Origin of the sequence: Acinetobacter sp. SM34 (assembly GCF_022012365.1) — a bacterium.
GTDB lineage: Bacteria > Pseudomonadota > Gammaproteobacteria > Pseudomonadales > Moraxellaceae > Acinetobacter.
On the sequence record NZ_JAKLTP010000018.1, the window covers coordinates 27,426 to 49,414 of the forward strand.

General features: G+C 42.1%; 24 protein-coding genes and 1 pseudogene. 7 read left to right on the forward strand and 18 right to left on the reverse strand.

Going from position 1 to position 21,989, the window contains the following annotated elements:
* The first annotated feature begins 185 nt into the window (after positions 1 to 185).
* The 3 genes from LZZ98_RS13955 to LZZ98_RS13965 all read left to right on the forward strand — a co-directional run bounded on the left by LZZ98_RS13955 (position 186) and on the right by LZZ98_RS13965 (position 2,380).
* A complete protein-coding gene (locus LZZ98_RS13955) occupies positions 186 to 713 on the forward strand; it encodes a GNAT family N-acetyltransferase (protein ID WP_237788373.1) in 528 nt (175 codons plus the stop codon).
* A gap of 161 nt (positions 714 to 874) precedes the next feature.
* Complete coding sequence (locus LZZ98_RS13960) at positions 875 to 1,633, forward strand: biotin--[acetyl-CoA-carboxylase] ligase (RefSeq protein ID WP_237788374.1); 759 nt, start codon at positions 875 to 877, stop codon at positions 1,631 to 1,633.
* Positions 1,634 to 1,642: 9 nt separating this feature from the next.
* Complete coding sequence (locus LZZ98_RS13965; RefSeq protein ID WP_237788375.1) at positions 1,643 to 2,380, forward strand: type III pantothenate kinase; 738 nt, start codon at positions 1,643 to 1,645, stop codon at positions 2,378 to 2,380.
* Here the strand turns inward: LZZ98_RS13965 and LZZ98_RS13970 are convergent.
* The 3 genes from LZZ98_RS13970 to ffh all read right to left on the reverse strand — a co-directional run bounded on the left by LZZ98_RS13970 (position 2,359) and on the right by ffh (position 5,274).
* Positions 2,359 to 2,946 carry an RBBP9/YdeN family alpha/beta hydrolase gene (locus LZZ98_RS13970; RefSeq protein ID WP_237788376.1) on the reverse strand — a complete coding sequence of 196 codons (588 nt, stop codon included), beginning with the start codon at positions 2,944 to 2,946 and terminating at the stop codon, positions 2,359 to 2,361. The two genes, LZZ98_RS13965 and LZZ98_RS13970, sit on opposite strands and share 22 nt — an antisense overlap.
* Positions 2,947 to 3,114: 168 nt before the next feature.
* Positions 3,115 to 3,696, reverse strand: a complete 582-nt coding sequence (locus LZZ98_RS13975; protein ID WP_237788377.1) for an RBBP9/YdeN family alpha/beta hydrolase — start codon at positions 3,694 to 3,696, stop codon at positions 3,115 to 3,117.
* A gap of 168 nt (positions 3,697 to 3,864) precedes the next feature.
* Positions 3,865 to 5,274, reverse strand: a complete 1,410-nt coding sequence (ffh, locus tag LZZ98_RS13980; protein WP_237788378.1) for a signal recognition particle protein — start codon at positions 5,272 to 5,274, stop codon at positions 3,865 to 3,867.
* A gap of 138 nt (positions 5,275 to 5,412) precedes the next feature.
* On the opposite strand from ffh, the gene LZZ98_RS13985 reads away from it, so the two are divergent.
* Positions 5,413 to 6,219, forward strand: a complete 807-nt coding sequence (locus LZZ98_RS13985) for a cytochrome C assembly family protein (protein ID WP_237788379.1) — start codon at positions 5,413 to 5,415, stop codon at positions 6,217 to 6,219.
* A gap of 168 nt (positions 6,220 to 6,387) precedes the next feature.
* Here the strand turns inward: LZZ98_RS13985 and LZZ98_RS13990 are convergent, their stop codons facing one another.
* Positions 6,388 to 6,927 (reverse strand): TetR/AcrR family transcriptional regulator, encoded by a 540-nt coding sequence (locus LZZ98_RS13990; RefSeq protein ID WP_237788380.1) that lies wholly within the window; start codon positions 6,925 to 6,927, stop codon positions 6,388 to 6,390.
* Positions 6,928 to 7,019: 92 nt separating this feature from the next.
* Between LZZ98_RS13990 and LZZ98_RS13995 the strand changes: the two genes are divergently transcribed.
* Positions 7,020 to 7,550, forward strand: coding sequence for an HPP family protein (locus tag LZZ98_RS13995; RefSeq protein WP_237788381.1), 531 nt, complete (start codon positions 7,020 to 7,022; stop codon positions 7,548 to 7,550).
* Between the two features lie 356 nt (positions 7,551 to 7,906).
* The gene (locus LZZ98_RS14000) at positions 7,907 to 8,836 is read left to right on the forward strand and encodes a tRNA dihydrouridine synthase (RefSeq protein WP_237788382.1); all 930 of its coding nucleotides are present in this window, start codon (positions 7,907 to 7,909) and stop codon (positions 8,834 to 8,836) included.
* A gap of 42 nt (positions 8,837 to 8,878) precedes the next feature.
* On the opposite strand, the pseudogene LZZ98_RS14005 reads toward LZZ98_RS14000, so the two are convergent.
* The 14 genes and pseudogenes from LZZ98_RS14005 to LZZ98_RS14070 all read right to left on the reverse strand — a co-directional run bounded on the left by LZZ98_RS14005 (position 8,879) and on the right by LZZ98_RS14070 (position 21,284).
* A pseudogene (locus LZZ98_RS14005) lies at positions 8,879 to 9,527 on the reverse strand (nuclease-related domain-containing protein).
* Positions 9,528 to 9,573: 46 nt separating this feature from the next.
* Complete coding sequence (locus tag LZZ98_RS14010; RefSeq protein ID WP_237788383.1) at positions 9,574 to 10,059, reverse strand: methylated-DNA--[protein]-cysteine S-methyltransferase; 486 nt, start codon at positions 10,057 to 10,059, stop codon at positions 9,574 to 9,576.
* A gap of 49 nt (positions 10,060 to 10,108) precedes the next feature.
* Positions 10,109 to 10,426, reverse strand: a complete 318-nt coding sequence (gene sugE / locus LZZ98_RS14015; protein WP_092818910.1) for a quaternary ammonium compound efflux SMR transporter SugE — start codon at positions 10,424 to 10,426, stop codon at positions 10,109 to 10,111.
* A 236-nt stretch (positions 10,427 to 10,662) separates the two neighbouring features.
* Entirely contained in the window at positions 10,663 to 11,577 is a 915-nt protein-coding gene (locus LZZ98_RS14020; protein ID WP_237788384.1) for a copper resistance protein B, read from the reverse strand.
* On the reverse strand, positions 11,564 to 13,525 hold the full coding sequence (locus tag LZZ98_RS14025; RefSeq protein ID WP_237788385.1) for a multicopper oxidase domain-containing protein: 1,962 nt from the start codon (positions 13,523 to 13,525) through the stop codon (positions 11,564 to 11,566). The genes LZZ98_RS14020 and LZZ98_RS14025 overlap by 14 nt, the downstream gene beginning before the upstream one ends.
* Positions 13,526 to 13,570: 45 nt before the next feature.
* A complete protein-coding gene (locus LZZ98_RS14030) occupies positions 13,571 to 14,029 on the reverse strand; it encodes a hypothetical protein (protein ID WP_237788386.1) in 459 nt (152 codons plus the stop codon).
* Positions 14,030 to 14,423: 394 nt separating this feature from the next.
* Complete coding sequence (gene rpe / locus LZZ98_RS14035; protein WP_237788387.1) at positions 14,424 to 15,110, reverse strand: ribulose-phosphate 3-epimerase; 687 nt, start codon at positions 15,108 to 15,110, stop codon at positions 14,424 to 14,426.
* A gap of 170 nt (positions 15,111 to 15,280) precedes the next feature.
* The gene (gene fghA, locus LZZ98_RS14040; RefSeq protein WP_237788388.1) at positions 15,281 to 16,117 is read right to left on the reverse strand and encodes an S-formylglutathione hydrolase; all 837 of its coding nucleotides are present in this window, start codon (positions 16,115 to 16,117) and stop codon (positions 15,281 to 15,283) included.
* Positions 16,118 to 16,128: 11 nt separating this feature from the next.
* Entirely contained in the window at positions 16,129 to 17,541 is a 1,413-nt protein-coding gene (locus LZZ98_RS14045; RefSeq protein ID WP_086174934.1) for a C13 family peptidase, read from the reverse strand.
* Positions 17,542 to 17,664: 123 nt separating this feature from the next.
* Entirely contained in the window at positions 17,665 to 18,471 is an 807-nt protein-coding gene (locus tag LZZ98_RS14050; protein ID WP_237788389.1) for a class I SAM-dependent methyltransferase, read from the reverse strand.
* Positions 18,471 to 19,292, reverse strand: a complete 822-nt coding sequence (locus LZZ98_RS14055; protein ID WP_086197691.1) for an undecaprenyl-diphosphate phosphatase — start codon at positions 19,290 to 19,292, stop codon at positions 18,471 to 18,473. The genes LZZ98_RS14050 and LZZ98_RS14055 overlap by 1 nt, the downstream gene beginning before the upstream one ends.
* 8 nt (positions 19,293 to 19,300) lie before the next feature.
* On the reverse strand, positions 19,301 to 19,969 hold the full coding sequence (gene tsaB / locus LZZ98_RS14060) for a tRNA (adenosine(37)-N6)-threonylcarbamoyltransferase complex dimerization subunit type 1 TsaB (RefSeq protein WP_237788390.1): 669 nt from the start codon (positions 19,967 to 19,969) through the stop codon (positions 19,301 to 19,303).
* Between the two features lie 131 nt (positions 19,970 to 20,100).
* The gene (locus LZZ98_RS14065) at positions 20,101 to 20,631 is read right to left on the reverse strand and encodes a gamma carbonic anhydrase family protein (RefSeq protein WP_237788391.1); all 531 of its coding nucleotides are present in this window, start codon (positions 20,629 to 20,631) and stop codon (positions 20,101 to 20,103) included.
* Positions 20,632 to 20,666: 35 nt separating this feature from the next.
* Positions 20,667 to 21,284 (reverse strand): NUDIX hydrolase, encoded by a 618-nt coding sequence (locus LZZ98_RS14070; RefSeq protein WP_237788392.1) that lies wholly within the window; start codon positions 21,282 to 21,284, stop codon positions 20,667 to 20,669.
* 125 nt (positions 21,285 to 21,409) lie between these two features.
* Here LZZ98_RS14070 and LZZ98_RS14075 point away from each other — a divergent pair, with 125 nt between their 5' ends.
* Positions 21,410 to 21,958, forward strand: coding sequence for an NUDIX hydrolase (locus LZZ98_RS14075; protein ID WP_086174940.1), 549 nt, complete (start codon positions 21,410 to 21,412; stop codon positions 21,956 to 21,958).
* Positions 21,959 to 21,989 lie beyond the last annotated feature (31 nt).

Genomic DNA, 21,989 nt, shown 5'->3' on the forward strand with positions numbered 1-21,989 from the left:
TCCATTCATTCCCCTACCTTTCAAGTTTTTTAAACCCTCTGCATTTTTTAATCTATAGCATGAATTTCATGGCTCACCATGCAATTCAGAAGTATGGCTTGAATCATCCACATTTCGATTATCCGTATGATCAAAATTACAGATAGGCTAAAATTTAGCCTTCATTTTGCTGTTGGATAGATCGCATGATAGAAACTGAGCGCTTAATACTTCGGCAATGGCAAGCAAGGGATCATGCAACTTTCATCAAGATGGGATTAGATCCTGACGTAATGAAATATTTTCTCCGTTGTTTAACCCCAGAGGAGAGCCTGAATTTTGTTGATAGCGTGACAAGCTTTATTGATAAAAATGGATGGGGATTTGGGGCTATAGAATTAAAACAGATGCATGAATTTATTGGATTCATTGGCTTACGCAGCCAACCGACCCAGTTCGATTTTTCTCCCTGTATGGAAATCGCCTGGCGCTTAGCAAAACAGTTCTGGCAAAAAGGCTATGCCACCGAAGGCGCTCAAGCTGTTTTAGATTATGCCTTTAATACGCTAAAGCTGAATGAAGTGATTTCCTTTACCGCTTCAGTCAATACGCCTTCTGAAACGGTGATGAAAAAATTGGGCATGCACAAGGTCAAAGAGTTTAATCACTCTCAACTACCTGCAAATCATGTTTTGGCAAGACATGTTTTATATGAAAAATATAAGCCTATTTAGCATAATGAGCATGAGATAAAAATCACGCATAGCTTGATTCATGCTTCATCGTTTAGGCTTTACTCCCTCTTCCGCAAAGACCTGTAGTACCAGCTACCATTGCACCCCTCCATACATATATGATTAACTCCATTATTCACATGCCACTAGCTTAGATTTAAATGGATTTAGAGACCCGACAGCTGCAAAAAATCCTGGATGATGCCCATCATCTTCCTGAAGTTTTAATCCTGAAACCTGTTACCACATCGACCAATGATGATGTGCGTGAAATTGCACTCAAAGGTGTGCACAGTGTTTTGGTTTGCAGTACCCGACAAACCCAAGGTCGTGGACAGCGTCAACGAGAGTGGGTATCTCCAGAAGGCAACATCTATTTAAGTACCTTGCTAAATACACAAACACCCATTGATGGCCGGCTGGCGCTTGAAATTGCACTGAATATTTTGCAAATGCCCAGTCTTATTCCACTTGAACTGCAAGTGAAATGGCCAAATGATCTGTATAGCTCCCAAGGTAAATGGGGCGGTATTCTGATTGAACCGATTTCCCCGCATCAGGTCATTGTCGGGGTCGGTATCAATCTTGAGCCTGTTCCCAAAGAGCAGATTGACCAGCATGCCACCTCACTGCGTGAATTGGGATTAAAGGATATTTCCCGTATTCAGCTGATTGCAGAATTGTATATGGCCATTCAACAAGCCAGTGCATGGTTTGATCATGACTGCTATAACCTGGCAGCACGCTTTAATCACTATGCCGCCTTTAAAGATCAGGCGGTCGAATTTGAAGACCATTCAGGACTATGTTCAGGTATCTTTTTAGGAATTCAGGACGATGGTTCGGTCAGTATTGAAACCCATGAAGGATTAAAACAATTTTATCAAGGGCGCTTACGCTGCCTGAACCTCTCTGAGTAGAGAAATGCAATGAAGAATTTATGGCTGGATATCGGCAATACCCGACTCAAATACTGGATTACTGAAAATGATCAGATCATTGAACATGCTGCAGAATTGCATCTGCAATCTCCTGCCGAGCTGCTATTAGGCTTAATCCAGCATTTTAAAAGTCTAGGTCTGCAACAAGTCGGGGTATCTTCGGTTCAGGACAAAAAGAATAATGAACGCATCCAGAAAATTTTAAAATTTCTAGATGTGCCAGTAAGTTTTGCCAAAGTCCATGCCGAATATGCCGGTTTGCGCTGTGCTTATGAAGATACCACTAAATTTGGTATAGACCGCTGGCTGCAAATGCTAGCCGTAGTGAATAATCCAGCGCAAAAATATTGCGTGATCAGTTGTGGAACTGCATTGACCATTGACCTGACAGATGGCATGCAACATTTGGGCGGTTATATCCTGCCAAATCTGTATTTACAGCGTGATTCGCTGATTCAAAATACCAAAGGCATCAAGATTCCCGATGCAACATTTGATGAACTGACCCCAGGTCGTAATACCATCGATGCCGTACACCATGGCATTCTGCTCAGTCTGGTCAGTACCATTGAAAAAGTGCTGGATAAATATCCCAGCCAACTCATTTTAACTGGTGGTGATGCGCCATTATTTGCCAGATATCTTGCAAAATATCAGCCTGCAATTGAGCCTGACCTGCTACTCAAAGGTTTGCAGAATTATATTTATTCGCTCACTGAAGCCTGATCTTGCCGAATCAAATAGGGTTGTATGCTGTGCCAGACTTCAGGCAGTTCGGTACAGCCTTGCGAATCGATAAAATGTCCCTGATGCTCGGCGGCAATCAGTTCGGTATCCAGACTTTTGGCCTGTTCGATGCTGAATTTGGGCTGGACGCGATCATCCCCTTCTGAATAAATCACTACCCGATGTTCGATCTGACGTTTTAGCAATTCAAAATCTATCCGGGCAGCGTCAATAAAAGGATTCACTTCATCTAAGCGTCCCAGACGCCCATTAAAACCGGCAATCAGAATCAGCTGCTGAATACGTTGGGTTTTTAAATGTCGGGATAAATAATGCAGTGTCGCAATACACCCCAGACTATGGGCAATCACGATACTGTTTTCATCCAGTCTGCCAGCCTGCTCAGTAATTTGCGCTTCCCACACCGACAATTCCGGACGTGGTGAAGGATCGAGACGAAGGATTTTCAGGCTAAAATGTTGTTGAGCCGCAAGCTGCTGAAACCAGGGATACCAATTTTCTTCCGGGCTTGCGGTATAACCATGTATCACAATCACTTGAGCCATTGTGATTCTTCCTTATCCATGAACTCTTTGAGGATCTAACCAGCCTAACCTGAATAAGATGTTTCAATTGTTATATGTTTTTATCTCAACGGAACTGGAGTAGGTATTTTTTATCTCTGTCCAATCAGCCTGATATTTTCTCAGAATTTAGCTTAAGCCTCATAGCCTTTAGCTAGCCAACATAGGCTTCAATATCTCCCACACCTCTTTAAACTCAGTAAAGCCATCTTGACACATAAAATGCCCAGCATCTTGCACTTCCTGCATTTGCGCATTGAGATAATGTCCAAGCAGTACAGCCATCGGCGGTGGAACAAAGGGATCATTGCAAGAAAATAATACAAAACGTCGGGAAATCTGTTTTTGTAAAATCGACATATTGAGTTTGGCTTGCTCAATAAAAGGATCCAGTTCAGGGCGAGCAGTCAATTTATCCTTAAAACCAGCGACCAGAATCAGACCTTTAATTTGAGTTTCACTTAAGGCTTGGGCTTGCGATAAAAAATGTAGGCTGGCCAGACTCCCCAAGCTATGCGCAATAATAATACTTTGCTGATCCAGTTGAGGAATTTGCATCTTTAACGCTTGTTGCCAGAGCTGAAAATCAGGCGCATTGGCATCTGGCAATATTAAACGTCTGGCAAAATTCCCAGAATGCTGTATCTGCTGGCTCAACCATGGAAACCAGTGTTCATTAGGTGAGGTACGATCACCATGCACGATATAAACTTTCTTTTGAATCGATGGCATCTGTTTTCTTCTTATTATGTGTTTTAGTGTGATTGTTTTCACGTAATTATTAAGCAAAGGGCTACAAAATGGAATGAGAAAATCCAGCTGATTGGTAAAAAAATGAACTGAAAAATTGAAATAACAATAAAAAAGACGCCCTAAAGCGTCTTTTTGGTGTTCAAAAGATTATTTCTTTTGATCGTTATTACCGAACAATGGTCCCATACCGCCGCCACCGCCAAATTTATTTTGCATGCCACTCAATGACTTCATCATTTTTGCCATACCCGACGGATTGGCAAATTTCTTCATCATTTTAGCCATTTGTGCATGTTGTTTAATCAGTTTATTGACTTCAACAACTTCCATACCACAACCCGCTGCGATACGTTTTTTACGGCTCGGGTTCATCAGGTCTGGGTTACGGCGTTCTTTAATGGTCATCGACTGGATAATCGCTTCCATTTTTTTCACTTGCTTTTCAGGGTTCGCTTGCGCAATCGCATCTTGAATACCTGAGTTGCTCATGCCTGGAAGTTTATCCAGAAAGCCCATCATGCCGCCCATTTTGTTCATTTGTTCAAATTGCATCAGCATATCTTCAAAGTTGAAGCTGCCGCCTTTTTGCAATTTTTTCGCCATTTTTTCGGCTTTTTCTTTGTCGATTTTACGTTCAACTTCTTCGACCAAAGAAAGTACGTCACCCATACCCAAGATACGCTGTGCAATACGCTCAGGATGGAATGGCTCAAGCGCATCGAGTTTTTCACCCATACCCAGGAATTTGATTGGCTTACCGGTAATCGCACGTACCGAAAGTGCCGCACCACCGCGCGCATCACCATCAGTTTTCGTGAGGATCACACCGGTTAATGGAAGCGCATCATTAAAGGCTTTGGCTGTATTTGCCGCATCCTGACCAGTCATGGCATCGACCACAAACAGGGTTTCAGTCGGCTTGATGGCAGCGTGAAGCTCTTTAATTTCGTCCATCATTTCGTCATCGACGTGTAGACGACCAGCAGTATCGACAATTAACACATCAGCGAATTGGATTTTCGCTTGTTCAATTGCACGGTTGGCAATATCAATTGGTTTTTCATTGGCATTCGATTCAAAGAAAATCGCGCCCACTTCACCCGCTACAGTTTGCAGCTGTTTGATTGCCGCTGGACGATAAACGTCGGCAGAAACCATGGCCACTTTTTTCTTTTGACGCTCTTGCAGGAAACGTGCAAGTTTTGCCGCAGTCGTGGTTTTACCCGCACCTTGCAAACCTGCAAGAAGTACAACCACAGGGGGTTTGGCTGCGAGGTCAAGGCTTTCATTGGCCTCACCCATCATTTTGGTCAGTTCGTCATGGACAATTTTTACGAATGCCTGGCCCGGTGATAACTGAGTCATCACTTCCTGACCCAATGCCTCTTCCTTAACTTTCGCGATGAACTCACGAGTTACAGGTAACGCCACATCGGCTTCAAGAAGTGCCATACGTACTTCACGTAACGTATCTTTAATATTGTCTTCGGTTAGCTGCCCTGAGCCAGTAACATTTCTTAAACTCTGCGTGAGTCGTTCTGTTAAGGTATCAAACATTGCAAATTCCGCTTAAAATAGCCGTGAGCAAAAAATTGTTTCTTAAAATAGAAAATTTATGCATAGAATGCTATAGGATACTGTAGTTCGCATCGAATTTATATAAATGAATATTCATCATCCTGAAAAAGGTTTGACATGATTAGCCTGCCCTTGGTTTACACGATCTTAGCATTAATCGCTTATACCTCATCTTTTTGGTATCTGTTTATCCACTTAATGTCAAAACGTGATCCAAACCATTGGCTTATTGGGCTGGTACTGGGTTTAGGGGTAATGTTGCACGGGGCTGTGCTGTATAGCGATATGCTGACCCCTTTAGGCATCAATTATGATGTTTTTGTGCTGATGTCATTTACCTCGGGTCTGATGCTGCTGCTCAGCCTGCTGTTCAGTACCTTTCGTCCCATTTTGGCACTGAATTTACTGGGTATTCCTGTTGCTGCAATCGGTCTCATTTTAGGTTTTACCTTAAGCAAGACCAATCAGGTGATTGAACAGCATTCTTTGGGCCTAGACATTCATATTATTTTGTCTTTATCCGCCTATGCGGTTCTGTTGATGGCCACCATTCAAGCCGTGATTTTGTGGTTTCAAGACCGGGAATTAAAAAATAAAACCAAAAGACTATGGGTTAATTTATTACCTTCATTCCAGGCGATGGAATCCTTACTGTTTGATTTAATCATTACCGGTTTTATCTTGCTGACTTTAGCGCTTGGTTTTGGTTTCTTTACCATTGAAAATTTCTTTGCACAGCATTTGGCGCATAAAACGGCGTTTAGTATTATTTCCTGGTTTGTTTATGGCTTCCTGTTGATTGGCCATTACCAGTTTGGCTGGCGCGGTCAGAAAGCCATTCGCTTTACTTTGATTGGTTTCTTCTTATTGGCAGTGGGTTTTATTGGTTCCAAGTTTGTACTGGAAATGATTTTGGGCAAGTAAAATTCTTTTGTTCAGTTTGCCTAATTAAAAGCGTGGAACATGATAAATTATTAAAAAGGCCCACCCCTTATGGTTTGGACCTTTTTTTTCACACGATATATCATTGATTAAAAATAATAAATTGATGGTTTCGTATAACTTGTATATGTTAATTTTAGAAAATCTTAATCATCGCTCAAATAAATTATTAATATTTTTCTTCAGAGTAGTAGCAACATTAGGATCAAATCCATCTACTAAAAATCTACTAATTAACCCTTCTATTAAAGTATAAATTAGCTCAGACAAATCTTGATGATCTGCTAATAGGCAATTTTTCGATACTAAATCTTTTATCCACTGCTTATGCTTTTTAGAAACGGAAATTATATCTTTTTCATTTTGACCAGACTCAGCTACAGCTCTAACAAATAAGCACCCTTTGAAAGATTCTTGTTGAAACCATTCCATATGCCAATCAAAAATTTTATTAATTGCACAAATACCTTCTGCCGTTCCAATGTATTTGAATAAGCTCTCTTTAAATTTTTCATCACGAGCTCTAAGAACCGACTGAACCAACTGATTTTTATTTTTGTAGTAAGTGTACATAGTGGTTTTAGAACAACCAGATTCATCTCGAATTAGATCTACCCCGACGCCAACAAAGCTATTTTGATTAAATAGTCTTTCTGCTGTATCTAAAATTTTTAATGCTGATTTTGACATTTGTCGCATCCTAAAAAATAATACAGATCTGTACTATTTTTTATTTTATCTATATTATGGTTTGAAAACAATATTTTGAAAGAGGGATAGACATGTTTTCGATTTTTGAAGGAAAGGAAAAATTAGCTGCATTTCCCAAAAGGCATGAAGTTCTTAGAAGTTTATTTGGAGGAACGATCAGCATCTTTCTTCTACTTTTGCTTACTAAATTAACAGGTAATCTCTACATCATGGCTCCTTTTGGCGCTACTTGTGTAATTCTGTATGCTGTTTCACAGTCACCATTGGCACAACCTAGAAATGTTATATTTGGTCATTTCATTTCAGCTTTTATCGGCTTATTTTTCCTTAAGTTTTTCCTTGATTCTATTTTGACTATAGCTTTATCTGTAGGCTGTGCAATTGCCTTAATGCAAGTTTTTAAATGTGTACATCCCCCAGCGGGAGCTAATCCATTAGTGATACTTTTAACAGCAAATTCCATCAACTATGAATGGAGTTTCTTGGTTTTTCCTGTGTTATTAGGATCTATAGCTTTAGTTTTGGTTGCTACTGTTATAAATAATATTAAAACTAATAATAAGTGGCCTCTATATGGCTTAGGTTTAATCAGAACCAAGTAATAAATTGACTGAAGGTTAAATCTATTTAACAGAGTGGCACTTATACGAAATGCAAATGTAAGAAACCATTTAAAGTATCTGTATTCTTACTAATTAAAATGTCTAGTCTATGATATACATCAACATCATGGATTGAATATGCATTTGAGATGCTGATCACTATGTCTAACGAACAGATTTAAATCCTGTTTTTAACTCTTGCAGTTAAAACAGGATATTTCTACTTAGGAATAACAATACGAAATATAAGGGTTGAGACCTATCTCACACTACAATATTTCAAAGCCTTTTACCTAGACAACCTACATAAAAAAACGTATAACACCGTTTTTCAAATTTAACGGGCAAACCTCACTGTGAAACTCATCCTTGCACCCATGGAAGGCTTAACAGACCCCATTATGCGTGATGTACTCACGTCTGTGGGCAGCTTTGACTGGTGTGTAACCGAGTTTATCCGTGTCACCAACTCTGTTTTGCCAGATCATATTTATTATCAGTATTGCCCAGAATTACTCAATGGCGGCAAAACAGCATCAGGTACACCTGTGCATGTGCAGTTTTTAGGTAATGATCCTGAAATGCTGGCAGCCAATGCCATTCGTGCTGTTGAACTCGGTGCACCTGTCATTGATATGAATTTTGGTTGTCCGGCAAAAACGGTTAACCGGCACCGTGGTGGTTCTGTGCTGCTGGATGAACCTGAAGTGGTACATCTGCTTGTCAAGGCTGTACGTGATGCAGTACCTAAACATATTCCGGTTTCTGCCAAAATGCGCTTAGGATATATGGACAGAAAATTTACCCTGGAAAATGCTCATGCCATTGAGGATGCTGGTGCTGCCTGGGTCACAGTGCATGCACGTACCAAGGCGGAAGGCTATACCCCTCCTGCATTTTGGGATCAGTTGCAACCGATTCGTGAAGCCTTAAACATCAATGTCATTGCCAATGGTGAAATTTGGACCAATGCAGATGCCAAACAATGCCAACTTGAATCTGGCTGTGAAGATTTGATGATTGGCCGAGCTGCTGTAACCACACCGGATATCACCCAATGTATCCGTCAGAATACCGACGAAACCTTGATCACCTGGAATGAATTATTGGCTTTACAAATTCGTTTCCTGAATGGTCCCTATAAAAAGGAAGTGAATATGGTGGGACGCTATAAACAGTGGCTCGGTATGATGTCCAAGCATTATCCAGAAGCCAAAATGCTGTGGGATGAAGTGAAACGCATCAAGCAACTGAACGAAATTATTGAAAAATTAAATCAGCTATAGCATTAAAAATAAAAACCTTTGAATATTCAAAGGCTTTTTTATTTAGCTACTTTCTTTACGCTGTTTTAAATTTTCTACATGTAGGCGATTAGTTTTCCAGGACTTCTCTAAAACTTCTTTTTCAATCCGCAATTGAATCCGTTTCAGTTTCATGGCGGGTATCACTTCCTCCTGAAAACCTTTGACATAATCCACCCATGCAGCACCATGAAATACATTGGCAGGCATTTCTGTTTTAAATTCACTTTCTGGCATAAACACAATCACTGAATGCAGGTACTCTGGCTCAACAATATCGGAAAGTACATCTTCGAGTACTTTCATGTGCTTATAATTCTGATGCAATGGATTTTGAAATTTATAGCTTTTCTTATAAATCTTCTGTGTCCACATTTTTTGACGTTCACCACCAAAAATCCAGCCTTTATAATTTTTGGTTTCAATCACGAAAATCCCAAAGGGACTTAACAGAATATGGTCAATTTGCGTCGTTCCTGCCTGTTCATCTGGCAAAGTACAATCATTTAATAAAATATATTGTGGATCTTTCAAATAAAGTTTGACGTGTACAGCTACCGCTAATTCCCCAACTTTTCCTTTCAAAAAAGGTTTAAAGAACAGCGCCAGCAAATAATAAAATGATCCACCACAGCTGTGAAAAAAGTGGTATAAAAATTTGAGAAATGTTCATTCAATGAAGTTCATATTATATTTTTAATAACAATAACATAAACTTATTAAATTAGTGAAGATTCAAGTTTCAATAAAATTTCTTTGTTGTCCAGTCCACCGGCAAAACCGACCAGTTTACCGTTTGCACCCACCACACGATGACACGGCGCAATAATAGAAATCGGGTTTTTCCCGTTAGCGGCGCCCACTGCACGTACCGCTTTGACGTTACCGACTTGCTCGGCAATATCACGGTAACTGCGGGTTTCGCCAAAGGGAATGGTCAGCAAGGCTTGCCAGACTTTCTGCTGAAATTCAGTCCCTTCAAAATCTAGAGGCAAATCAAATTGCTGCCGTTTTCCAGCAAAATATTCTGTTAACTGTTTTTGGGTTGCCAATAAAATTGGATGATCTACCTGTTCCATCAGTTCGGCTAAACGTACCCGTTTGGGATTTTCATTTTCCCAAAGTACCGCCACCAAAGCCGTGTCATTGGCGACCAGTTTTAAGTTACCCACAGGAGAAGCCATTTCCATAAATGCCAGTTTCATTGTCTTCTCCTGTAGTGCATTAAATAAGCGATATAGTAAGGAAGAGTGGTTATGATGATGACAGTTTCATCAATACCAATCCAGAAATAATCAGTACCGCAGCAAGCATGCGCATGGCCGATGCTGGCTCACCCAAAATAAATACCCCGACCAGAAAAGAACCCACTGCACCAATTCCGGTCCAGATGGTATAGGCGGTACCCAGCGGCAAGGTTCGCATGGCATAAGCCAGTAAAGCAAAACTTAACACCATAAAAACCAGGGTAATAATACTCGGGGTGAGACGGGTGAAACCTTCTGAAAGTTTCATGGCATAGGCCCAGACAATTTCAAAAATACCCGCTAAAACCAGAACGATCCAAGCCATGACGACGATGCTCCATTTGATCAGAGTCAGGTCGTCCTGACGAATTTTCTTCATGCAACAACCCATCTGGTTGCACCAAGGGAGGTCGTTCCTCCTGTCATTGATCGATAATTATATAAATAATTGAGGGAACTGGGTGCATGTTTTACATTTTTTGACCAATTGCTCACTTTAAAAGTGCAAATAAAAATACGACTGGCCTCAACCAGTCGTATTTTTTGGAGCCATGAGTGGGATTAAAATTTAAAACGTATCCCGGCACCATACAGCCATTCCTGATCAGATGCTGATTCCGTTTGCCAAGCAGTCTGCTCACGCCCCTGTTTGTATCCATAGGCCACATCAATAAAAGGCATGACCTTTTTATTGATTTCATAACGGGTTTCCAGCCCCAATTGTGCCGTGCTTAAACCGGTTTTTTGCGCATAGCTGGAGTCATCACTCAACACCACATTCAAGTCCAGATAAGGCTTAACAATCAGTTTTTGCGTCAGCAGCACATCGCGTTCGGTTTCCAGGCTCAAAGAAGTTTGATTATCCTGCCCGACATAGAGATAGGCATTGGTTTCAAAGAAATACGGTGCCAGCCCATGCACCCCAATCACGGCATCGACCTGATCCTGATCGACTTCCCGATTCTGGTCATTGCGATAGCGTAAACCGGCCTGCACATCCCAAAAATCGGCAACATTGCGACTGTACAACACTTTGGCATCATATTCCGCTTGCTCTGATTCAGCATCATCGGCATGCACTTTGATAAAAATCTTGTTTTCATCTGTGCCAATACGGGTTTCCAGTTCCGACTTTAGAACCCCTTCTCCATCGTTATTGCGTAACCAGCGACTTTCAAGCGTGGTTTGCTGATAAATCTGCCCGCCATGCTCCTTGATATGCTCGGCAGATGCAGCATCCTTCGAGTTCACATTTTCATCTTGAACAGCGATTACGGGTTTTGCTTTAACAGGTGTTTGAGCTGTAGTTGACACGACATGATGTTGTGAATGATCGACCGGTATTTCATTTTGTGCTGACGTCTGCGCTTCCGCCATCGGCATGGTTTGATGACTTGGCTGTGCAAAACTTTGTCCAGATAACAATAAGCATGAGGCACTCAATGTACTCATTACAAAGTGATTAATGATGCGCATGTGAGTCTCCTTGCTCAACTTGAGCTGGCGTAGCGGGTGAAGCTAGCATTTTATTTCCATCGACATTGGCCACCACCAGTTTGCTCATCATGCCCGATGACATGTGATAAAGCAGATGGCAATGAATTGCCCATTCGCCTACTTCATCGGCAGTCAGCAAGGCCGTGACCGTTTTACCCGGCGGCACAATCAGGGTGTGTTTATTCGGCATGTTGGCGCTACTTTGCCCATTTTCCAGCTGCATAAACATGCCATGCAGATGCATCGGATGTGCCATCATGCTGTCATTAATAAATTTCAGCCGGATACGTTCGCCATATTTCACCTGTAACGGTTCAACTTCAGTAAATTTCTTGCCATTGATAGTCCAGATATAGCGCTCCATGTTGCCGCCCAAACGCACTTCCAGCTCTCTCTCTGCCGGACGGGTATCGGGCTGTGGAGTGAGTGATTTCAAGTCGCTATATTGCAGTGCTTTATGCCCTGCTGGCGTTGAGGCATTGGCCCAGCCATAAACCACGGGTGCCTTGTGATCTACGGATGGTGTTACCGCACTATGCGACGCATGCGTTTGTTGTTGCTCAGATTCAGGCTTTGCTGGCTGTGGCATAGCGTGTTGTTGAGTCGCATGTTGCGAATGCTCCTGCATGGCAGCATGATTCATGTGCATATGCTCCATGGCTTGATGATTCATGGCTGTTGAATCATGCTGCATTAAATCCATCTGTTGATAATCCATGACAGTCGAATCATGTTGCATCGATGAATGATCCATCGTTTGATGCTTCATTGAGCCGGCACTGCTTTGATTTGTACTACTCTGATGATCATCCATCTGGGCATGGTTGGCATGATCACTGGATGCAGAACCGTGTCCCATATCTTCCATCGTCAGTAATGCACGTGGACGCGGCTTAGGCATGTGAATCGCATGCGTCACTGGAGAATTTTCATTATGCAGTGTCCCAATCGCAAACCCGCTCCGGTCAATCGATTCGGCTTCAATTTGATAATGATTGGCTTTCGGCTCAACAATCACGTCATAAGTTTCTGCATTGCCAATGCGAAACTCATCTACAGGCACCGGTTGAACCGGCTGGCCATCGGCGCTCACCACAGTCATCTTCAAGTCTGGAATACGCACATCATAAAAGGTCATGGCTGAAGCATTGATAAAACGTAAACGGACTTTTTCATTCGGCTTAAACATGCCGGTCCAGTTTTGTTCAGGCGTTTTACCATTGATCAGGAAGGTATAACCGGTGACATCAGACAAATCGGTTTTCAGCATGCGCATCTGGTTCCACATGGTACGGTCTTGCCAGGTACTTTTGAGTCCATCGCGCTGCACTTGCCTCAACACGTCGGCCACAGTTTCACGCCTATTTTGATAATACTCTGCGGACTTTTTCAGATTCTTTAAAATCTGTGCACTGCCCGACTGATGAAAATCGGACAGCATCACCACATAATCACGATCAGCCTGTTCATGCGCTGCTAGCGGCTTTTTCCCTTGAGGATAAATCACCAGGGCGCCATATAAGCCGTCCTGTTCCTGTCCTTTGGAATGCGAGTGATACCAATAGGTGCCGTTTTGCCGCACCTTGAAACGATAGACAAAATCAGCTTGTGGTTTAATGCCTTTAAACTGGTTAAAACCCGGTACGCCATCCATCAATCCCGGCAACAATAAACCATGCCAGTGAATGGAGCTATCCTTGTTTTTCAGATTGTTATGCACATGAATCACGGCATCATCCCCTTCTTCAAATTCTAGAAGGGGCGCAGGAAATTGACCATTTACGGTAATCCGTTTTAAGGACTTTCCGGTGATATTCACGCTCTGTTCATCAATGTTGAGATGATATTCTTTGACCGCGGCAAACGCCCACGATGATGACACTAAACACACCCCGATCACGAGGCTTTGACTTAATTGTATAGACATGACTGAACCTATAATTTAAAAATAAATAGTTTTTTTAAATCACGGTCAAGCTTTTGGGGGACGTAAAATCTGCTGCCAGAAACCGCTTAAATGCTGGGCGGAATAAGCAAAATTCAGCTGTGGATGTTCTTGAATGGCTTGCACATGCACCAGAGGGTGTGCTTGAGAATCCAGCCAGAGACTGAGACTCTGGCAATGCAACTGTAGGCAATCATTACAGCTGAAATGCTGCTGTTGATCGCTCATGCCCTGATGACAATCCAGATCATGGTGGGACACGTCTACCTGTTCGACAGGATGCTGCTGCATGTGCGGTTGAGTTTTGAGTGAATCATGGCAACCTGACATGGTCGTCATGGACATTTTATCTTCATGTTGAGCCGTCAATTCACTCATCATTTGCTGATGCATCGGCTGTTCAAATGCCAAGACAGCATTACTCCACCCGATGGCAAAACCCATCAGGAACACAAACCAAGCCTGTTTGCGTAATAAAGTGAGCACAGTATTGTCCTTAGCCGATGCACAATAAAAGATAAATCATGTTCTTTTGATTTCAGTCTACCAGCATAACCAAGATATAAGTTATACACAATTTTTAAATTTATGCTAAACAGTGTCAAGTCCGGTTGAATAATGCCAACTTAAACAATAAAGTTATTTTTTAAACAGTGTTATTTTTAAGCATAGATGAATAAAGCATCATATTTTTTAATGCCTTAACAAGCTAAAAAAGGACTCAGTTGAGTCCTTTTTATACATTTAATGTCTAATTATTAAGCTATTGATCTACAATTGTTTATAAACTAATCAAGTTATCCATATAGTTATCTACACAGATATCCATATGGTTATCCATAAAGTTATCCACAACTTAGCAATAATTAATTGTAGATTATTAAAGATTAACTGAACCTACTTTTGCCAGTTCCGAACGCATTTCATCAATGACAGCTTTATAATCCGGTTTGCCAAAAATAGCAGAACCAGCAACAAACATATCGGCACCCGCTTCAGCAATTTCACGGATGTTGCTTGGGGTCACGCCACCATCAACCTCTAAACGAATATCACGACCTGAGGCATCAATAATTTTGCGTGCCTGACGCAGTTTATCCAACGTCATGGGAATAAATTTTTGACCGCCAAAGCCCGGGTTTACACTCATCAACAAAACTTGGTCGACCTTGTCCAGCACATAGTCCAGATAATGCAATGGCGTGGCCGGATTAAACACTAGACCCGCTTTTGCACCGCCCGATTTAATCAGCTGTAAAGAACGGTCAATATGCTGAGTCGCTTCTGGGTGAAAAGTAATAATGTCAGCACCGGCTTCCAGAAAATCACCAATCATGCGGTCTACCGGTGACACCATCAGATGCACATCAATCGGCGCCTGAATACCGTATTTTTTTAATGCCTTACATACTCCAGCACCAAAAGTCAGGTTAGGCACATAATGGTTATCCATCACATCAAAATGTACAACATCTGCACCTGCAGCAAGCACATTTTCAACTTCTTCACCCAAGCGGGCAAAATCGGCAGATAAAATGGAAGGTGCAATTAAATATGGCTTGGACATGGGAGAACCTGGCTATGAATTTGAATTGATTTTTCACATTATAACAAATTGCATCTCACTGCTGTGACCCAATCCAAGTTATTCGCCCACTCAATCAGAGACACCAGCAAAAAAATAAGGAGCTTTGATGCTCCTTATTTTTTTGATAAAACCTGATGCTCGATAAAACTTTATGCTTCAAGTTGTACGGCATGAAAATGCAGATGGTCATCCATAAAGGTCTGAATAAAGTAATAACCATGATCATAGCCAGCATGTTCACGCAAAGTCAGGGACTGGCCTGCTTCGGCACAGGCCTGTTTGAATAATGCTGGATTCAGCTGGCTATAGAACTGGTCCTTAGCCCCCTGATCAATCAGAATCTCCTGAAACAAGGCACCTTTAGACTGAACCAGAGCGGTTGCATCATGCTTTTTCCATTCTGTCTGGTCAGCACCTAAATAATGTGCAAATGCCTTTTCACCCCATGGACATTCGCTCGGTGCACAAATAGGCGCAAAAGCAGAGACTGATTTAAATTTTTCTGGATATTTAAAGGCCAGTGTAAGTGCACCATGTCCGCCCATGGAATGGCCAAAAATCCCGACTGCATGTGCCTGAACCGGAAATTCCTCGATGACTACATCATAAAGCTCTTCAGCGATGAAGCTTTCCATTTGATAATGCTCCGCCCACGGTGCCTGAGTAGCATTAATATAAAATCCGGCACCCTGCCCCATGTCCCAGGAATCTCCAGCTGCGACCTGTTCACCTCGCGGTGAGGTATCCGGACTAATCAGGATAAAACCTAGCTGGGCTGCCAAACGTTGTGCATGTGCCTTGATGCTAAAGGTTTCTTCAGTACAGGTCAGACCCGCCAGATAAAACAGTACCGGACAAGCCTGCCCGCTTAAGGCTTGTGGTGGCAAGAAAATGCCAAATCTGGATTCCCCGTTCAATACCTTGGAATTCAGGCTATAAATTCGCTGTTCACCCTCAAAACATCGATTCTGCTGGATGAGTTCCATCATTATTGTCCTTATTGTGCTGCCACGCTTAATTGTGGGGTTTCTGTCTTGATTTCTGTTTTCAGGTCTGCTGGAAACAGGCGCTGCTCTAATTGCGGCAGCATAAATTCCATATTTTTGCCAATCGACCATTGCGGTTCAGAAGCTTCAAATCCTTGCGCTGTTTCCCATTGTGCCACGGTTTTTTTGGTCTGCTCAAAAGCGCCTTCTATAGACATCTGCTCACGCATGGCCTGATCAAAAAAGGCTCGTCCGAAATAGGTATAATCGGCTTCGTTAGAACAGCCAAAAGAAGAACGGTCCGCCGCAGATGCGGTAATAATTAAAGTATTATCATCTTGTAAGGCCGGGACAAAACTACCTGAATAACAGGCCGAAATCACAATCACCCGCCAGCGAATGCCAGACTTATCCAAGGTATCTCTGAGCCATTTGGGATCGACATCATTCAGATCGATCGGTGCATTTTCCATTTCAAATTCATTCGGCAAACCGTGCGAAGTCATGTATAAAAATAACACATCACTTTCTTTATTCATTTGCTGGCCAATACGGCGTAATGCCATCTCCATACTGGTACGCGAAGCAATGGGTATCTGGGTTCGGGTTTCCGGATTATTAACCAAAACCATTGAACGGCCAAAGGTACCGAAGCGCGTATCAAATTGTTCTTTAATCCGTTCTACTTCAGACTTAAAAACATCTTGATAGCCTGCACCTGCGACCCCAAGAAAATACCAGTGTGACTGGGCAAACTCACCATATTGGATAGATTCCAGCGACTTGTTCAAGATCCGGCTTTGCGCATAAAAGGCATCTTCAGCAAAGCTTGGCGGGGTTTCTTCCACTTTCCAGATCGGCTGGTTTTTAACCGACATTTGCCACACTACAAGGGTGAAAAGCGTTGCGGCAACGATCAGTGCCCGCTCCCACCACGGCCATTTTAATTCACGTGAAAACACCCATACTACCGCCAGACTTTGCCAGACAAACAGCACCATGAAGATGGTCGGCAAATAGTCATAGAACATGTAGGGCAATACATCAATATAGCCCAGATACTGGATCAAGCTTTGTAATAAGGCAATATGAGTATCCAGTACCAGCCACAACAAGGCCGGTACCAGCATAAGACGAAGATTATTAATCCGCTGCGACAGGAAAATACCGACAATCAACGCGATAAAAGGCCATAAAGCATAACTGATCAGGCCCTGTGAGTTGAACTGCCCGATCTCATCTGCACTGAGCCAACTGAATAAACTGTTGGCACTGCCGCCTAAAATTCCCCAAAAAATCAGTTGCAGAATGGATGGTCGAACAATTTGCAAAGATCGGCGCGAACCTAAAAAAAGCCACATCCCGGCAGTTTGGTTGCTCTTAAAATCATGCCAAAAATTGATGGAGGGTTTAAAGTCGATCATAAGATTTTCGGGGGGCTTTAGCTCGCGAGTTTACACTCTAAGTTTATGCTTGATGGAATTTTTATCAATGCTGCTTTGGGACTATATAACAAATTAATGCACATTATTGAAACAATTACCAAACTACTCGGGAAAATGATGCTGAAAATATGCATCAAAACGACAGGCATCTCCCTGCCATTGATGATCCGGTTCCAGATTAGCCAAATAGACAGCCAGACGTGGCCGCTTCACCACCACACGTTTTGCCACTTTTTGTGCCAAAGTTAACAGATTATCACCCAGATCCATTCCCCCATGTTCAGGCAATAACAGATGTAATAATTGCATCTGTTTTTTCACTTGTGCCTGTTTTTTAATGGCTTGCTGATTTTGGTCACGCTGCGGAAACATCGGATCAAGGTAAACCACATCCACCACTCGCTTCTGTTCAGCCTGCTGCACTAAATAGTCGGCAGAATCAGAAAAAACCAGATGAATTCGTGACACTACTGAACTGAGAAAAGCATCATTTTGCGCATGGTTTTTACTGTCTTCCAGTAAGGTAAACAAGACTGGATGCCGTTCAACCAAGGTAACTTCAGCACCCAAATGTGCCATTAACAAACTGTCATGACCTAAACCGGCAGTCGCATCAATTAATGTAGGCTTTTCACCCAGATTACAGGCGCGTGCAATCATTTCAGATTTTAACGATGAACGTTTTAAACGCGGTACTTCAGCTTGCCAGTCGGGCTGCATCTTCATGCCATTGGCACACAACCACAGACCCGACTCGTCTGCACATAAAGCCAGTTCAGGATTTAAACGCAGAAATCGGGCATTCAGCTTTTCAATGGTCTCAACATTTACAGTGACTCCACGCGAAGAAAGCACAGCAGAATACTGCTGTGCTTGTGCTTGAAACTGAGCTTCTGTAAACAAATGCATTACCAAGAAACCCAGCCTGTCCACCAAGTTGCCAAAATAAACAGACCAAAACCTATGCGGTAGTACGCAAATGCAGTGAAATCATGTTTCGATACATAGCGGATTAATGCACGAATCACGATAAGTGCAGAAATAAATGCCACAATAATACCCACAGCTAGAACAGCCATATCATTGCTATGCAAATCAGCCCTCATTTTATACATATCGAGTAAACCAGCACCCATTAATACAGGAATACCCAGAAAGAAGGAAAATTCTGCTGCTGCTTTACGTGATACACCTAAAAATAAAGACCCGATAATGGTTGAGCCTGAACGTGAAGTCCCTGGAAATAAGGCTAAACATTGAATCAGACCAATTAAAGTTGCTTGTTTATAGGTCAAATCATCAACTTCTTGAGTTTCAATGCTATGCGGACGGCGTTCAGCCCATAAAATAATAAAACCACCCACAATTAAGGCAATCGCGACAGTAATTGCATTAAACAGGTAGGCCTTGATGATATCGCCAAACGTTAAGCCGATAATGATGATTGGAATTGAAGCAATAATTAAGTTAATACTTAAACGGCGGCCCTGTTCTTGACCTTTTAAGCCACCGATTAAAGCGCCCCAAAGTTTGCCCCAGTACTCGTAAATCACCGCTGCAATTGCACCAATCTGCACTGCAACCGCAAACATATCTCTTTTTTCAATGGTCCAGAAATCTAAAAGCTGACCTGCTAAGATTAAATGCCCGGTACTTGAAATCGGTAGAAATTCAGTAATCCCCTCTACCAAGCCCATGATGGCCGCTTTAAATAATAATAAAAGATCCATATCTAACCTTAAGTTGCTTTAATTTGTTCTGGAATTTTTTTCCACGCATTATCACGCAAATATACTGGTAGTGCTTCTTCAGCCGCAACCCACTGCTGCTGCAATGCAGCAATACGTGCAATTTGTGCAATATCTTGTGCTGTGGCAACAATCTCTTTGAATTCTATAGCTTCAGGCTGAATTAAAGCTGAACCTGAACCGACAAGTTCAAATCTGATGGCCTGATTGGCAGCACTATAATTTAACAGTTGCTCTGTATCCACAGCCTGCATAATGCCGTGCTGATCTAGCTCAAAACTGGCAATATAAACTTCGTTCATGCGGGCATCCAGCACCGCAGTGACTGAGCGTAGACCCGCTACACGATAGGCTGCCTGCGCTAAGGCCTGTAAGCTTGAAACTGGAACTACCGGCAAATCGTTTGCCCATGCCAAGGCCTGAGTGACCGCTGCATTAATGCGCACCCCACTAAACGAACCGGGACCACGGCTAAATGCAATTGCAGTTAAGTCAGCAGCAGACAAAGCAAGCTGGTTAAAAGCTTGTTCGATCATTGGGAGAATCGTTTGCGTTTGTGCTTTTGCTCGTGCATCTAATTGAAAAAATAATTCTTGAGTGTCATCTACAATAGAAACGGAACACTGCTCATTGGCAGTTTCCAATGCCAGCAATTTCATGCACAACCTTAATTCATTTACATATAAAAACGTCGGATATGATACTCCACTCATGCGTGCTAGGCGAGATTTTCCATTCGCAGGATACAAAAAAGCCAAGTCTATACTTGGCTAAACCTATCCTTTAGAAATTAAAGTTCAACAGACTCTAAATGCTGAAAATTCTTGAAATGTTCTGCGTAGTGCATGGCACTCATTTTTAATTTGACTTCCGCTGCCTGATCTAAAGTCTTCACGATTTTTCCAGGTGAACCCATCACCACAGAATTGTCAGGAATCACTTTCCCTTCAGGAATTAAAGCATTGGCACCAATGATGCAATTTTTACCTATAACGGCATGATTCAAAATCACGCTGTTAATGCCAATCAAGCTATTATCACCAATGGTACAGCCATGCAGCATCGCTTGATGCCCTATCGTGACATAACTGCCAATATGCATTTCAATGCCGGCATCGGTATGTAAAACCGCATTTTCCTGAACGTTGGTAAAATCACCAAGTTTAATCTTGCTGTTATCGCCTCGGATCACGGCACCAAACCAGACACTGACCTGCTTTCCCATTTCCACTTGACCAATCACTGTGGCCGTATCTGCCACCCAGCCATCCCAAGGCTGATGTGTTGCTTGAGGTGCATGTTCCTTAAATTTGTACATCATTTTTTTCATCTTCCTTAATCTTGATATTGCTAAATTTATCTGGTCTGCTTAAGTTTTTTGCCGTAAAAGGCAGGCGAATTTAATAAAAAAGGCCATTCTTTTTGATAATTCAAACCATACTGAAACAGTGACACCAGCATCCGCGCAGTTAAGCCCCAGACAATTTCATTTTCCACACGCATGCTGGGAAAATACAAGGACTGATGAGCATATCGGACTTCATAGGGAATAGGCGGTGCATTCATTAAACTGCTGAGCGATGCAAAAAAAATACGGTCAATTTCAGTTGGTTGAGGTATCAATTCTACTTCAGCAGGAATCAGTCCAACCACAGGTTTGACTAGCATGCCATTACGGGCTTTTTGCATGGGCAAATCTCCAATCAACTGCACATCAAATGGATTAAGCGCAGTTTCCTCATAGGCTTCGCGCAAAGCGACCACAATATTACTGGTATCTTGCGGATCTCTTTTCCCACCTGGAAAAGAAACCTCCCCGGCATGATTGGATAAATATAAAGAACGGCGCGTCAGCAAAACTTTAGGATCGGACTCATCGGTAATCGCAATTAGTACAGCAGCCTGAGCAGGCTTTATACGCGTAGAAAAGCGCAACCTGTGCTGTAATAATTGTATTAATGAGTAGTCATCCATGTGTTACTGCTCCTGCTACCTTCTTTATTTCATCATAGCTGAATTTTTATTCCAAAGGATAGAAATGATGCCAAATTTGGATTTTTCAGTTATGCTGATCAACACCTTTATCATTGACGATGAATATGAATTTCTGTGTAATTTGCGGACATAAAACAACGGAAAAAATTCCACTCGGCGATCATCAACTACGCCGTGTATGTACAGATTGCGGTAATATTCATTATGTCAATCCCAAAGTGATTTGCGGTGCACTTGTATTGTGGGAAAATAAAGTTTTGCTTTGCCGCCGTGCTATTGAACCACGCTATGGTTTATGGACCCTGCCTGCAGGTTATATGGAACTGTTTGAAACCATGGAACAAGGCGCTGCCAGAGAAACTCGGGAAGAAGCTGAAGCTGAAGTCGAAATTGAACAACTTTACTGTATGTACAATATTCCCCGAATTGGGCAAATTTATGTGCTGTTTAAAGCCAATTTAGTGAATGGAATATTCGGTGCAGGTGAAGAGACCATTGAATCACATTTATTTGAAGAACATGAGATTCCCTGGACTGAACTTGCTTTTCCAAGCGTAGAACGGACCTTAAGACATTATTTTGCAGACCGTAAAACTGCTTCATTCGACATGCATTTAGAAACTTTAGGAACCCGTTTAGATCATACCGGTTAAAATTTTCTAATTTTTTAACCTACAAAAAAAA